Origin of the sequence: Morganella sp. B601 (assembly GCF_051172335.1) — a bacterium.
GTDB lineage: Bacteria > Pseudomonadota > Gammaproteobacteria > Enterobacterales > Enterobacteriaceae > Morganella > Morganella morganii.
Genome location: NZ_JBPIZE010000010.1, coordinates 28,802 through 42,694, shown reverse-complemented (window position 1 = coordinate 42,694; position 13,893 = coordinate 28,802). Strand labels below are relative to the sequence as shown.

Sequence of the window (13,893 nt, the reverse complement as noted above, 5' to 3'; positions counted from 1 at the left end):
TCAGCGGCAAAGGAGGGCTATACTACCCGCTCTGTCCCGTTCAGGGACGCAGGTATTCTCCCCGGCAGACGCACTGATAAGTAAGAGAGTTTCATGGCCAGATATCCCAAGGACACCAAGACCGACAAACCCCGTGACCATCAGATGGAAGGGCTGAAATTACCGCCACATTCCCTGGAAGCCGAACAATCCGTTCTCGGCGGACTGATGCTGGACAACGAGCGTTGGGATAATGTCTCTGAACGTGTGACCGGCGAGGACTTTTTCAGCCGCCCGCACCGGACGATTTTCAGTCAGATGCAGCGCCTGCTCGAGCAGGGACGACCGATTGACCTGATCACCCTGTCTGAAGCGCTGGAAACCGGCGGCGAGCTGGAAAATGTCGGTGGTTTTGCCTATCTGGCAGAACTTTCGAAAAATACGCCAAGTGCGGCGAACATTAATGCTTATGCTGATATCGTCCGTGAACGTGCGGTGATCCGCGATATGATTTCTGTCGCCAATGAGATCGCCGATGCCGGTTACGATCCGCAGGGGCGTTCCAGTGAGGATCTGCTCGATCTGGCGGAATCCCGCGTGTTCCAGATCGCCGAAAACCGTGCCAATAAAGATGAAGGTCCGAAGGGGATCGAGGCGATTCTGGAAGAAACCGTTGAGAAGATCGAAAAACTTTATGCCCAGCCGCATGACGGCGTGACCGGGGTGTCGTCCGGGTATCAGGATCTGGATAAAAAGACCGCCGGTCTGCAACCGTCTGATTTAATTATTGTTGCGGCGCGTCCGTCCATGGGGAAAACCACCTTCGCCATGAACCTGTGTGAAAACGCCGCCATGACCGAAGAAAAACCGGTTCTGATTTTCAGCCTCGAGATGCCCGGCAACCAGATCATGATGCGTATGCTGGCTTCCCTTTCCCGTGTTGACCAGACCCGTATCCGTACCGGGCAGCTCGATGATGAGGATTGGGCGCGGATCTCCAGCACCATGGGTATTCTGCTGGAAAAGCGCAATATGTATATTGATGACTCTTCCGGCCTGACCCCGACCGAAGTCCGCTCCCGCGCACGGCGGATTTTCCGTGAGCACGGCGGCTTAAGCCTGATTATGATCGACTACCTGCAATTAATGCGCGTACCGTCTCTCTCTGATAACCGTACCCTGGAAATCGCTGAGATTTCCCGTTCCCTGAAAGCACTGGCCAAAGAATTGCAGGTGCCGGTGGTTGCGCTGTCCCAGCTGAACCGTAGTCTGGAACAACGTGCCGATAAACGTCCGGTAAACTCCGATCTGCGTGAATCCGGCTCTATCGAGCAGGATGCCGACCTTATCATGTTTATCTACCGAGATGAGGTGTATCACGAAAGCAGTGATCTGAAAGGCGTGGCTGAAATTATTATCGGTAAGCAGCGTAACGGCCCTATCGGAACCGTCCGTCTGACCTTCAACGGCCAGTGGTCGCGTTTTGATAACTATGCAGGGCCGAGTTATGACGATGAATAAACCGTCTGAATATAATACGGACGGAATAATAACCCTGATAACAAACAAGACATCAACAACCCCTAACCAAGGAACCCCTATGAAAGCGGCAACAGCCGTCATTGACCGTGGTGCGCTGCGCCACAACTGGCAGCGGATCCGGGAACTTGCACCGGACAGCCGTCATGTTGCGGTGGTCAAAGCAAACGCCTACGGCCACGGATTAGTCGAAATTGCCCGTGAACTCAATGAGGCGGACGCGTTTGCGGTGGCGCGTCTGAGTGAAGCGCACGCGTTGCGCGCCGGTGGTATTGTTAAACCTATCATCTTACTGGAAGGTTTTTTCGATGCGGCGGATTTGCCGGTGATTGTTGCCAGCCGTCTGGAAGTGGCGGTTCATTTTGAAGAGCAGTTAGTGGCGCTGGAGCAGGCGCAGTTATCGGATCCGGTGAAAGTCTGGATGAAAATTGATACCGGTATGCACCGTCTCGGCGTGCGTCCGGAAGAAGCGGAAGCGTTTTATCAGCGGCTGTGCCAATGCAGAAACGTACAGCAGCCGGTGAATATCATCAGCCATTTCAGCCGCGCTGATGAAGATGACGCACAGCCGACAGAAGCACAAATCACCCGCTTTATGGCATTTGCTGCCGGCAAACCGGGGGAAAAATCGATTTCCGCGTCCGGCGGCATTCTTTACTGGCCACAGGCACACCTCGACTGGGTGCGCCCCGGGATCATTCTGTACGGCGTGTCACCGAAAAGTGGTACCGAAGCCGGTGATTACGGCCTGAAACCGGTGATGACCCTCAAATCCCGCCTGATTGCCGTGCGTAAACATAAAGCCGGGGAAGCGGTCGGTTACGGCGGTACCTGGGTCAGTGATCGTGACACCTGCCTGGGTGTGATTGCCGTCGGTTACGGTGACGGCTATCCGCGCAGTGCGCCGTCCGGCACACCGGTGGTGATTAACGGGCGTCGTGTTCCCATTGCCGGGCGTGTTTCCATGGACATGATAACTATCGACCTGGGGCCGGATTGCAGTGATAAAGCGGGTGATGAAGTCATTTTATGGGGGGATTCACTGCCGGTGGAGCAAATTGCAGAAGCCAGTGGTATCAGTGCCTATGAACTGATCACCAAGCTGACCTCCCGTGTGGCAATGGAATATCTGGACGAATAAAATCTGACGCGATATGTTCTGATAGTGAGAAAAATTACAATCAGGAGTATCGCTTGTGTTCGAACATGTAGACGCCTACGGCGGCGACCCGATCTTAACGCTCGTTGAGCATTTCAAACAGGATCCCCGGAAGGAGAAGGTCAATCTCAGTATTGGCCTCTATTACGACGATTCCGGGGTGACTCCGCAACTGAACAGTATCGCACAGGCGAAACAGCGCTATAACGCGCAGGATACCGGTGCCTCCCTGTATCTGCCGATGGAAGGTTTTTCCCCTTACCGCAGCGCGGTACAGACGCTGTTGCTGGGCGATGACAGCGGGCTTATCCGCGAAGGCCGCGTGGCGACGATCCAGACTCTGGGCGGATCCGGTGCACTGAAGATCGGCGCGGATTTCCTGCACCGTTATTTCCCGGAATCGGATGTCTGGCTCAGTGATCCGACATGGGAAAATCATCAGGCGATCTTTGCCGGTGCCGGATTTAAAACTCATTATTATCCGTATTTTGATCCGCAGACCAAAGGCGTGAAGTTTGACGAGATGCTGGCAACATTTGAGATGTTACCGGCAAAAAGCGTCATTTTACTGCATCCGTGCTGCCATAATCCGACCGGTTCTGATCTGACACCGGAACAATGGGACAAAGTTGTCGCGGTGGTGAAAAAGCGGGAGCTGATCCCGTTCCTGGATATTGCGTATCAGGGCTTCGGCGGCGGTATGGAAGAGGATGCTTATGCTATCCGTGCCATGGCGGCGGCAGAGGTACCGTGTTTCGTCAGTAACTCATTCTCAAAAATCTTCTCGCTGTACGGTGAGCGTGTGGGCGGGCTGTCTGTTCTCTGCCCGACACAGCAGGAAGCAGAGCGGGTGCTGGGTCAGCTGAAAGCAGGTGTGCGCCGTGTCTATTCCAGCGCACCGTCTTACGGGGCAAAACTGGTTTCTGAAGTGCTGAATGATACTGCGCTGAAAGCACAGTGGCTGGCGGAAGTGGAGACAATGCGCAGCCGGATCGCAGAGATGCGGACAGTGCTGGTGGATACCCTGAAAAACACACTGCCGGAGAAAAACTTTGACCATCTGCTGCATCAGCGCGGAATGTTCAGTTACACCGGGTTCAGTCCGGTGCAGGTTACTGCACTGCGTGAGCAGCATGCGGTGTACCTGGTCGGTTCCGGGCGTGTCTGTATGGCGGGGGTGAACCGTCATAATGTGGATGTGATTGCGCGGGCTTTTGCGGCGGTCAGCCGTTAATCCTCTGCAATAAAATGATGATGCGCGGAATAATTCTGTTCCGCGCCTGTCTCAGCGCAACTGACTGTCTTTACTGCCGCGCCGGTTATAGCCGCTGAATGCGGCCTGCTTTTTATCTGCTTCTGCCTGGCAATTCACACACAACTGCACACCGGGTATTGCTTCACGCCGTGCCTGCGGGATCGGGTCACCGCACTCTTCACAAAACAGCGCGCTTTCCCCTGTCGCCAGCTGGCTGCGCACCCGCGCGACCGCATCATCCAGTGTGGCATCAATCTGCTCCTGAACAGCAGAATCACTTGCCCATCCGCTTGCCATATCCGCCTCCTGTTTCCGGTGGTTGCCTGATACTTTATTTTATCACGGCCTGCTTATTATTTCACCAGTACGGAAAGCGGATAAAAAAATCGACAGTATATTGATACTGAAGGATCAGCCGCTGCCTGACCAACCGGATAGTTGTTTTTTACAAACTGACCTCCGATCAGGGTGCTACGCGGGTCTCATCTGGATTTTAAGAGCGGGGAGACTAAAGCACACTCTGTGACATTATTATCAGAGAATAAACAGCCGGACGAATGATACATAAAGAAGTGTTTTTAATAAAATTATCAATAAATTAATAAAAAAATACCGCAGCCGAAGCTGCAGTATTTTCAGAAGCAGAAAAGATTAATACCCTCTTTTCAGGATCGGCTTCAGGAAGCGGGCGGTGTGTGAGCGTTCACATGCAGCCACCTCTTCCGGGGTACCGGCGATCAGGATTTCCCCGCCGCCGCTGCCGCCTTCCGGGCCCAGATCGACAATCCAGTCTGCGGTTTTAATCACATCCAGGTTGTGTTCGATAACCACAATACTGTTACCCTGGTCGCGCAGCTGATGCAGTACCGCCAGCAGTTGTTCGATATCCGCGAAGTGCAGGCCGGTGGTCGGCTCATCGAGGATATAGAGTGTCTGCCCGGTGCCGCGTTTGGAGAGTTCCTTCGCCAGTTTCACCCGCTGTGCCTCACCGCCGGAGAGGGTTGTTGCCGATTGCCCGAGGCGGATGTAAGACAGTCCGACATCCATCAGAGTCTGTAATTTACGCGCCAGCGCCGGGACGGCATCAAAGAATTCACGGGCTTCCTCGATAGTCATATCCAGCACTTCGTGGATATTTTTCCCTTTGTATTTTACTTCCAGGGTTTCGCGGTTATAGCGTTTGCCTTTGCACTGGTCGCACGGCACATACACATCCGGCAGGAAGTGCATTTCCACTTTCAGTACGCCGTCACCCTGACAGGCTTCGCAGCGGCCGCCCTTGACGTTAAAGCTGAACCGGCCCGGCGTGTAGCCGCGCGAACGGGATTCCGGTACGCCGGCGAACAGTTCGCGGACAGGGGTGAACACACCGGTATAGGTCGCCGGGTTTGAACGCGGTGTCCGGCCGATCGGGCTCTGGTCGATATCGATCACTTTATCGAAATGCTCCAGACCTTCGACAGACTTATACGGTGCAGGCGTAATGGTGGTCGCGCCGTTGAGCTGTGTCTGGGCGATCGGGAACAGGGTGTCATTGATCAGGGTGGATTTCCCTGAACCGGAAACCCCGGTGATACAGGTAAACAGTCCGACCGGCAGATTCAGTGTCACATCTTTCAGGTTGTTGCCGCTGGCACCGGTGATGGTCAGCATTTTGGCCGGATCTGCCGCATTGCGTTTTTCCGGGATACTGATCCGGCGTTCACCGCTGAGGAACTTCCCGGTCAGGGAATCCGGCGTGCTGATAATATCCTCCAGTGACCCCTGGGCAACAATTTCCCCGCCGTGAACACCTGCGCCCGGGCCGATATCGATAATATGATCAGCGGCGCGGATAGCATCCTCATCATGCTCCACCACAATCACGGTATTGCCGAGATTGCGCAGATGAATCAGGGTTTCCAGCAGGCGGTCATTATCACGCTGATGCAGCCCGATAGACGGCTCATCCAGCACATACATCACACCGACCAGGCCGGCACCGATCTGGCTGGCAAGACGGATACGCTGTGCCTCGCCGCCGGACAGAGTTTCTGCCGAGCGGGAGAGTGTCAGGTAATTCAGGCCGACGTTAACCAGGAATTTCAGGCGATCCTGAATCTCTTTCAGGACTTTTTCGGCGATTTTCGCGCGCTGGCCGCTGAATTTCAGGTTATTAAAGAAATCCATCGCATGCCCGATGCTGAAATCAGAAATCTGCGGCAGCGTGGTGTTATCAACAAACACAAAGCGGGCTTCTTTTTTCAGACGGGTGCCGCCACAGGAAATACACGGACGGTTGCTGATATATTTGGCCAGTTCCTCGCGCACCGCCATGGATTCCGTTTCTTTATAACGGCGCTCCATATTGTGCAGCACACCTTCGAACGGATGATGACGGACTGTCACATCACCCCGGTCATTGGAATATTTAAACTCAATGGATTCACGGCCTGAACCATTGAGGATCACTTTCTGAATTTTGGCCGGTAACTCTGAATACGGGGATTCAATATCAAACTTATAATGATCCGCCAGGGACATCAGCATCTGATAATAATAGAAATTACGGCGATCCCAGCCGCGGATAGCCCCGCCGCCGAGTGACAGATTCGGGTTCTGTACCACGCGATCCGGATCGAAAAACTGCTGTACGCCCAGACCGTCACAGGTCGGGCAGGCACCTGCCGGGTTGTTGAAGGAGAACAGGCGCGGCTCCAGCTCACTCATGCTGTATCCGCAGACCGGGCAGGCAAAGTTCGCTGAGAATACCAGTTCTTCGGCGCTGTTATCTTCCATATCGGCGATAATGGCAGTCCCGCCGGACAGTGTCAGTGCAGTTTCAAAGGATTCTGCCAGGCGTTGTGTCAGATCATCCCGGACTTTGAAACGGTCAACCACCACTTCGATGGTATGTTTGATCTGCAGTTCCAGCTTCGGCGGATCAGAGAGATCACAGATTTCCCCGTCGATCCGTGCACGGATATAGCCCTGTGCCGCCAGGTTATCAAGCAGTTTGGTGTGCTCGCCTTTGCGTTCTTTGACGACCGGCGCCAGCAGCATCAGGCGTTTGCCTTCCGGCAGAGTCAGCACATTGTCCACCATCTGACTGATTGTTTGTGCCGTCAGCGGAATATCGTGATCCGGACAGCGCGGCTCGCCCACACGGGCAAACAGCAGACGCAGATAATCATGAATTTCAGTAATTGTTCCCACGGTGGAACGCGGGTTATGGGAAGTGGATTTCTGCTCGATGGAAATTGCCGGAGAAAGCCCTTCAATATGATCCACATCCGGTTTTTCCATCAGCGACAGGAACTGACGCGCATAGGCGGACAGGGATTCCACATAGCGGCGCTGCCCCTCGGCATAGAGTGTATCAAAGGCAAGGGACGACTTCCCGGAGCCGGATAACCCCGTGATAACAATCAGTTTATCACGCGGAATAATGAGGTTGATATTCTTCAGATTGTGGGTGCGGGCGCCCCGTATATCGATATTATCCATGTACCACTTCCCGGGAGTTTCAGATAGCGAACAATTTATTCAGCCTGATATTATTGCACATAATTCACTGAATGGATATCCAGTACCAGAAGAAATCTGTGTATAATCTCAGCAGCATTTGCCTGACAGCTGATTGCATTTTGCGCAGCAGATTTTAGAGAAGACACGCAAATCTGAAAAGGAAATATGTTGCGGACAGATCGACTTCATAAAAATTATCCGGACGTGTTAGACTAGATCCTTATATTGTTACAGACAAATTTCATCGGGAGCATTTCATGGCCAGCAGAGGCGTCAACAAAGTCATTCTTATCGGGAACCTGGGTCAGGATCCGGAAGTGCGTTACATGCCTAACGGCGGTGCGGTTACCAACATCACACTGGCGACATCAGAATCATGGCGTGATAAACAAACCGGCGAAATGAAAGAGAAGACCGAATGGCACCGTGTGGTGATCTTCGGCAAACTGGCAGAAATTGCCGGTGAATATCTGAAAAAAGGTTCACAGGTTTATATCGAAGGTTCACTCCAGACCCGCAAATGGCAGGATCAGAGCGGACAGGAGCGTTACACCACGGAAGTCGTGGTGAATATCGGCGGCAGCATGCAGATGCTGGGCGGCCGCAGCGGCGGTGGCGACAATATGTCTCAGGGCGGCGGCTGGGGTCAGCCACAGCAGCCACAACAATCCCAGCAGTTCAGCGGCGGCGGCAACCCGCGCCCGGCACAGCAGCCGGCAGCAGCAGCGCCGCAAAGCAATGAACCGCCAATGGATTTTGATGACGATATTCCGTTCTGATCCGGATCCGCTGAAAGTGCCCTGCATCTGCGGGGTATTTTTTTGCCCGGATTTTCTGACAGCAGCCCGGAACAGACAAAAAAATACCCCTTACAATCGGGTGACAGTAAGGGGTGATGTCTCATGCCGTTGGATGAACACATGAGATTGCCCGGGGTTAACAGGCAGTGTAGCTTATGTTTTTATAAGTCCTGTTTTTGTCCTGTTCGTCTGATTTTTCATCATAACGGGTATTTTTATTATAAATGTCTGTTGTAATCGGATGTATGTTTGCGCTTAATTAAAGAAAAACCCAATAGAATCATTGGGTATCAATAAGTTATATACTCAATTTTTATTAAAATGCGATAAGAGGCTTAAAGAGCATGTGTCGGATTACGTTTTATCGGTAAACCTGAAACGTGACAATCACGATAGTAATTATATGTGATTTAAATCACGTAAAAATGGTTGTTTTGGCCTGTTTTGTAATTTCAATGTAATTTAAAAGTCAATTTGTAATAAATAAGTTACATTAAAATGATGTTCTGTTCCCGGACTAGACGGATGAGTAAATCCGGATTTTTATCCCGTTGAGCAATAAAACTGATAAAGAAACGATTTTTAGTGACTGACAGCGATAATGTGAACACACGCTGCTTCTGGTTATTTCACTGCAATATATTCCGCTGCAATTTCCTTAAATTGAGTTTTATAGCTCCGCGTTATGATTATCTTTCCCTTTTTTATCGCTGTTTTTCCCACGTAATAATGCTATTTCACGCTGAAGTAATAAATTGGGTGTTTTAATTTATTATTATAAATCAAGTAATTATGTATTTTTGCTTTTTATATTAGTGATTTATCAGTGATGGCGATCACAATTCAGCGGCTGAATAAAAAATAAATGAAAAAAGGCTTGTACAGATTTCATTCTTATGTTTTTTTAAAGTACGAACCGAATTTATTCACACACAATTTACTGTTGAGAGATATCCCGTGAAGCCATTCACCCGTCCGCAAAACGTACTACTAACAACCGCGCTATCAGACGCGGTTGTCGTCGTGCGTGTGGTAGTGGTGGTGGTCGTCGGCAGCGCGCCGTAACGGGCTGGGATCAGCAACAGGATCACTAACCCCGCCGGCGTAAACCGAGCGGGGTTTTTTTATGTCAGGCTCCGCGAAACTGAACCGGTTGTTAAGAAAAGGATGATGTTATGGGAGCTTCACAGCAGACTCAGGCAAAAACCCGGATGACGGGGGCGGAATTAATTATCCGCATGTTAGAACAGCACGGGATCACCTCGGTGTCCGGTATTCCGGGCGGGGCGGCACTGCCGCTGTATGATGCATTGGGCAACAGCCGGATCCGGCATATCCTCGCCCGTCATGAGCAGGGCGCCGGGTTTATCGCACAGGGTATCGCCCGCACCACCGGCAAAGCGGCGGTGTGTATCTCCTCCAGCGGGCCGGGTGCGACCAACCTGATGACCGCCATTGCGGATGCCAAACTGGATTCCGTTCCGCTGGTCTGTATCACCGCCCAGGTGTCTTCGCCGATGATCGGTACCGATGCCTTCCAGGAAGTGGACACTTACGGCATGTCTATCCCTATCACCAAACACAACTACCTGGTGCGCAATGTTCTGGATTTGCCGGGCATTATCGCCGATGCATTCCGTATTGCGGAATCCGGCCGTCCGGGCCCGGTCTGGGTGGATGTGCCGAAAGATGTTCAGGCAGCCATCATTGAGATTGATGAATTACCGCCAATTATGCCGAAAGATCCGTTACCGCTGTTTGATGCGGAAAAAGTCACTGAAGCTGCCGCGATGATTAATCAGGCAAAACGCCCGATTCTGTATATCGGCGGCGGTATTGTCGCTTCGCAGTCCCAGCAGCTGGTGCAGAGCTTCGCCGAGCGTGCCGGGTTGCCGACCACCATGACACTGATGGGATTAGGCACCATCCCGCAGCAGCATCCGCTCTATCTGGGCATGCTGGGCATGCACGGGGCGCGTTATACCAATATGATTTTGCAGGAATCGGATTTGCTGATTGTGGTCGGGGCGCGCTTTGATGATCGCGCGATCGGCAAGGCGGAACAGTTCTGCCCGGATGCCAAAATTATTCATGTGGATATCGACCGCGCGGAGATCAGCAAGATCAAACAACCGGATATTGCGATCAACGCGGATGCCGGACAGGTTCTCGCTATGCTGCTGCCGCAGATTGAGGTGAATACCCGTCAGGCGTGGAATGATCATATCGCGCAGATCAAACAGGAGTTCCCGCTGGAGCAGATTAATAAATCCGATCCGTTAAGTCATTTCGGATTGATCGCCGCTGTGGCGGATGCGGTGGATAATGATGCCATCATCACCACCGATGTCGGTCAGCATCAGATGTGGGTGGCACAGGCGTATCCGTTATGCCGTCCGCGTCAGTGGCTGACCTCCGGCGGACTCGGAACGATGGGCTTTGGGTTACCGGCAGCGATTGGTGCCGCACTGGCAGAGCCGTCACGTAAGATCGTCTGCTTCACCGGGGACGGCAGTATTATGATGAATATTCAGGAGATGGCGACCGCCGCCGAGCATAACCTGGATATCAAAATTATTCTGATGAATAACCAGGCGCTGGGGATGGTTCACCAGCAGCAGACACTGATGTTCAACGAGCACATTGTGGCATCTGCCTATCCGTATCAGACTGATTTTGTGACAATTGCCAAAGGCTTCGGATTACACACCTGTGATCTGAATAAAGAGAGTGATCCGCATGCTGCATTGCAGGCGGCGATTGATCGCCCCGGGCCGTGTCTGATCCACGCATTAATCGATGTCAGTGAAAAAGTGTGGCCGATGGTATTGCCGGGTGATGCCAATATCGATATGGTCACAGCCTGATGACGGAGAACAGAATCATGGAAAAAAATAATCAGCCTATCGCTCTGGAACTGGTGGTCCGCAACCACCCCGGTGTTATGACGCACATTTGTGGTCTGTTTGCCCGCCGGGCGTTTAACGTGGACGGCATTCTGTGTCTGCCGCTGCCGGGACAGGATCACAGCCATATCTGGCTGCTGGTGAAATCGGATGATCGACTAAGCCAGATGGTCAGTCAGGTGGAAAAACTGGAAGACGTGCAGGACGTGAAATACAACGAAGATATCAGTATCTTTGAGCAACTGAATAAATATATTCAGTAGAATGATGAAACCGGGCAGATAAGCCCGGTTTTTTGTCTGCGGTTACGGCGATGTCTGGCCGATATGGGAATAGGACATAATCAGCGTGCCGCTCAGCTCGCCTTCCATGCAGATATAAGAGTGGGGAATATCACAGGAGAACGCATAGAAATCTCCCGGTTCCAGCAGCACAGTCTGATCTTCATTAAAGCGCATCATCAGCGTACCCTGATGGATAAGAATATGCTCATGGGTGCCGGTGCTGTGTGCGGGGCTGTTAATAATCGCACCGCGGATCATCTTCAGGTGCCAGATCTCCGAAATATTCCCCATGCCGACACGGAATTTAAAATCTTCCGCATATTCCCCTTTAAAGACTTTATTTTTTTCGTAACGGGGATAACCTTCATTACTGGCGGTAAACAGATCCCCCAGCGGAAAACGCAGTGCGACGGCAATGGCCTCCAGTGTATCGATACGCGGATTGGAATCACCGGATTCCAGTTTGGACAGCGCGGCTTTCGAGATGCCGGAGAGTTTTGAAAGATCATTGAGCGACAGGTTACGCGCCTGACGCAGCAGTTTGACCTTCTGGCCGATGTGGGCACTGGTTTTTAGCATAATGTAATTGATACCAATGAAATTTGCAGGGAAACCCTGTTAGTATTGCACACTTGTTGTACAACGGTAAGCCGTGATTTTCCGGAAAAACAGGTCTGACAGGTGATACTATCAGATGAAAGCGTCCGGCATGGTGATAATTAACATATGTCATTAAACGGGTGCTCACCATGATCTATACCCTGCCATGGGCAGATTTTTTCATCTGTTTTACGGTTCTCTTCTTCGGTTACCTGGTCTTCGGCATGGTCGGCTTTGGCTCTGCGCTGATCGCAAGTCCGGTACTGGCCTTTTTTATTCCTGTCTCACACATTGTGCCGATGCTGGCGCTGATGGATCTGGGCGCAGCGGTAATTAACGTCACCCGCGACGGGCGTAAAGCCGATTTTGCCGAGCTGAAGTGGATGGTGCCGCTGATGATAGGCGGCAGCCTGATTGGTGCGGCGATCCTTCTGAAAACACATCCGGATTTGCTGGCCGTGTTCCTCGGTGCTTTTATCGTTCTCTATGCACTCTATTCCCTTTTCATTAAGAAAGCTGTGCGGCATTACCCGCAGAAATACATTATTCCGTTCGGGATCGGCGGCGGTATTCTGAGTGCGCTGTTCGGGGCGGGCGGGTTTGTTTATGCCATCTATTTTGCCGGGCGGATTGAGGATAAAAACCGCTTCCGCATCACGCAGACTACCCTGATCGGCTTCAGTACATTAACCCGCGTGATTATTTTCCTGATCATGGGGATTTACTGGAACAGCGAAATAGCCATTACCGCGCTGCTGTTTTTGCCAGCTATGGTGGCGGGAATAGTCCTCGGGCGGCATATCACTATGCGCATCCCGAAAGAGGCATTTTTCCGTTTTCTGAATATGGTGATCCTGCTGGCCGGGCTGACCCTGCTTATCAGCAACCTGGTGCACTGACAGCCGTCAGCGCAGCACTTTTTTAGCACATTGCCGGGCGCGCAGTTGCTCGTCTTTAGTTTTACTTTTACTGAAACAGTCGCGGTAGCGGGCAGCATAGGCACTGTATTGCGTCTGTGCCTCCGCCAGCGGCAGTGACAGCAGATGATTGATAAAGGTAAAACTGCCGATCTCCGCATGCTGATAATCCACCGGATTTTTCCATTCCCCGCCCCAGCGGAGAAAACCGTGACTGAAAACCAGCGGCAGCACGGTTTCTATTTTTCCGTTACGAATATTTTCTCTGTTGGTCAGCGCTGCGGCGGATTGCGGCGGACTGATGGTCACACGGCCGTTTTTGTCGCGGAAACGGTAAGGGTTTTGCTGCGGATTAATGTCGATCGCCATGCCGTAAGCGTGTTTTGACCAGGCCTTCTGACTTGCCTGACGGCGGCCGTTAAATGCTGACGTATTATTGGCAGCCATGGAGGCCTCATCATCGCCGCCGAAGGCCTCTATCGGCTGCACACTGTGCAGCGGGAATTTCAGCCGGTACAACTCATCAAACAGCGCTTTCGTTTCAGGGGCGATAATATCAGCGACAGTAATGGTGCCGGTGCGGGTTTCGCCCTCAAAGGTGATAAACCGGACATCCACATTGACCAGCCGTTCGCAGGGCACCGGGTTTTCCGGTGTGATAATACCCAGCGCCGTCATGGCACGGCAGGTGTCGTGGCTGAGCGGGGTGATCGCCGCCTGTGCTGCCGGTAATGCAGAACAGAGCAGGCTTACAGGGAGGAGAAAAGCGGTCAGTTTCATCATTTATTCCGTCATCAGGCACCGGGACGGATGATGATAACCCGTCAGCGGCGCAGAGGTGAAAAAATTCCCGGATTTGGCCTTGATTATCAGGATTTTTCCTAAGATAATCGTTTGCCTCAAAAAATCACATCTTTTCTCTGTAAAAAGCCAAACGTTTGCGTCCT

At 52.1% G+C, this 13,893-nt stretch carries 11 protein-coding genes; 7 read left to right on the top strand and 4 right to left on the bottom strand.

Annotated elements, in window-relative coordinates:
• Nucleotides 1-93 precede the first annotated feature (93 nt).
• From dnaB to ACSBQN_RS18535, 3 genes are all read left to right on the top strand, one after another.
• On the top strand, nucleotides 94-1,500 hold the full coding sequence (dnaB, locus tag ACSBQN_RS18545) for a replicative DNA helicase (RefSeq protein ID WP_015422419.1): 1,407 nt from the start codon (nucleotides 94-96) through the stop codon (nucleotides 1,498-1,500).
• Between the two features lie 79 nt (nucleotides 1,501-1,579).
• Nucleotides 1,580-2,659 (top strand): alanine racemase, encoded by a 1,080-nt coding sequence (gene alr, locus ACSBQN_RS18540; RefSeq protein WP_024475192.1) that lies wholly within the window; start codon nucleotides 1,580-1,582, stop codon nucleotides 2,657-2,659.
• Nucleotides 2,660-2,714: 55 nt separating this feature from the next.
• Nucleotides 2,715-3,911, top strand: coding sequence for an aromatic amino acid transaminase (locus ACSBQN_RS18535; protein ID WP_024475191.1), 1,197 nt, complete (start codon nucleotides 2,715-2,717; stop codon nucleotides 3,909-3,911).
• 51 nt (nucleotides 3,912-3,962) lie between these two features.
• On the opposite strand, the gene ACSBQN_RS18530 is transcribed toward ACSBQN_RS18535, so the two are convergent.
• Together ACSBQN_RS18530 and uvrA are read right to left on the bottom strand one after the other, a co-directional pair.
• Entirely contained in the window at nucleotides 3,963-4,229 is a 267-nt protein-coding gene (locus tag ACSBQN_RS18530; protein WP_004241544.1) for a DksA/TraR family C4-type zinc finger protein, read from the bottom strand.
• Between the two features lie 354 nt (nucleotides 4,230-4,583).
• Complete coding sequence (uvrA, locus tag ACSBQN_RS18525; RefSeq protein ID WP_024475190.1) at nucleotides 4,584-7,418, bottom strand: excinuclease ABC subunit UvrA; 2,835 nt, start codon at nucleotides 7,416-7,418, stop codon at nucleotides 4,584-4,586.
• A gap of 278 nt (nucleotides 7,419-7,696) precedes the next feature.
• Here uvrA and ACSBQN_RS18520 point away from each other — a divergent pair, with 278 nt between their 5' ends.
• The 3 genes from ACSBQN_RS18520 (at nucleotide 7,697) to ilvN (ending at nucleotide 11,408) form a co-directional block, all read left to right on the top strand.
• Nucleotides 7,697-8,218, top strand: a complete 522-nt coding sequence (locus ACSBQN_RS18520) for a single-stranded DNA-binding protein (RefSeq protein WP_004238253.1) — start codon at nucleotides 7,697-7,699, stop codon at nucleotides 8,216-8,218.
• 1,196 nt (nucleotides 8,219-9,414) lie between these two features.
• Nucleotides 9,415-11,106: an acetolactate synthase large subunit gene (gene ilvB, locus ACSBQN_RS18515; protein WP_024475189.1), complete on the top strand. Its 1,692-nt coding sequence runs from the start codon at nucleotides 9,415-9,417 to the stop codon at nucleotides 11,104-11,106.
• 17 nt (nucleotides 11,107-11,123) lie between these two features.
• Nucleotides 11,124-11,408: an acetolactate synthase small subunit gene (ilvN, locus tag ACSBQN_RS18510; protein WP_004238249.1), complete on the top strand. Its 285-nt coding sequence runs from the start codon at nucleotides 11,124-11,126 to the stop codon at nucleotides 11,406-11,408.
• A gap of 42 nt (nucleotides 11,409-11,450) precedes the next feature.
• Here the strand turns inward: ilvN and ACSBQN_RS18505 are convergent, their stop codons facing one another.
• Nucleotides 11,451-12,008 (bottom strand): helix-turn-helix domain-containing protein, encoded by a 558-nt coding sequence (locus ACSBQN_RS18505; protein WP_004238248.1) that lies wholly within the window; start codon nucleotides 12,006-12,008, stop codon nucleotides 11,451-11,453.
• A 170-nt stretch (nucleotides 12,009-12,178) separates the two neighbouring features.
• Between ACSBQN_RS18505 and ACSBQN_RS18500 the strand changes: the two genes are divergently transcribed.
• Nucleotides 12,179-12,928: a sulfite exporter TauE/SafE family protein gene (locus tag ACSBQN_RS18500; RefSeq protein ID WP_024475188.1), complete on the top strand. Its 750-nt coding sequence runs from the start codon at nucleotides 12,179-12,181 to the stop codon at nucleotides 12,926-12,928.
• Between the two features lie 6 nt (nucleotides 12,929-12,934).
• Here ACSBQN_RS18500 and ACSBQN_RS18495 read toward each other — a convergent pair whose 3' ends face one another.
• Nucleotides 12,935-13,729, bottom strand: a complete 795-nt coding sequence (locus tag ACSBQN_RS18495) for a M15 family metallopeptidase (RefSeq protein ID WP_201893450.1) — start codon at nucleotides 13,727-13,729, stop codon at nucleotides 12,935-12,937.
• Nucleotides 13,730-13,893 lie beyond the last annotated feature (164 nt).

Bases quoted from the DNA above. Each gene is read 5' to 3' on its own strand.
- dnaB (WP_015422419.1), top strand. From the start codon at position 94: ATGGCCAGATATCCCAAGGACACCAAGACCGACAAACCCCGTGACCAT.
- alr (WP_024475192.1), top strand. From the start codon at position 1,580: ATGAAAGCGGCAACAGCCGTCATTGACCGTGGTGCGCTGCGCCACAAC.
- ACSBQN_RS18530 (WP_004241544.1), bottom strand. From the start codon at position 4,229: ATGGCAAGCGGATGGGCAAGTGATTCTGCTGTTCAGGAGCAGATTGAT.
- uvrA (WP_024475190.1), bottom strand. From the start codon at position 7,418: ATGGATAATATCGATATACGGGGCGCCCGCACCCACAATCTGAAGAAT.
- ACSBQN_RS18520 (WP_004238253.1), top strand. From the start codon at position 7,697: ATGGCCAGCAGAGGCGTCAACAAAGTCATTCTTATCGGGAACCTGGGT.
- ilvB (WP_024475189.1), top strand. From the start codon at position 9,415: ATGGGAGCTTCACAGCAGACTCAGGCAAAAACCCGGATGACGGGGGCG.
- ilvN (WP_004238249.1), top strand. From the start codon at position 11,124: ATGGAAAAAAATAATCAGCCTATCGCTCTGGAACTGGTGGTCCGCAAC.
- ACSBQN_RS18505 (WP_004238248.1), bottom strand. From the start codon at position 12,008: ATGCTAAAAACCAGTGCCCACATCGGCCAGAAGGTCAAACTGCTGCGT.
- ACSBQN_RS18500 (WP_024475188.1), top strand. From the start codon at position 12,179: ATGATCTATACCCTGCCATGGGCAGATTTTTTCATCTGTTTTACGGTT.
- ACSBQN_RS18495 (WP_201893450.1), bottom strand. From the start codon at position 13,729: ATGATGAAACTGACCGCTTTTCTCCTCCCTGTAAGCCTGCTCTGTTCT.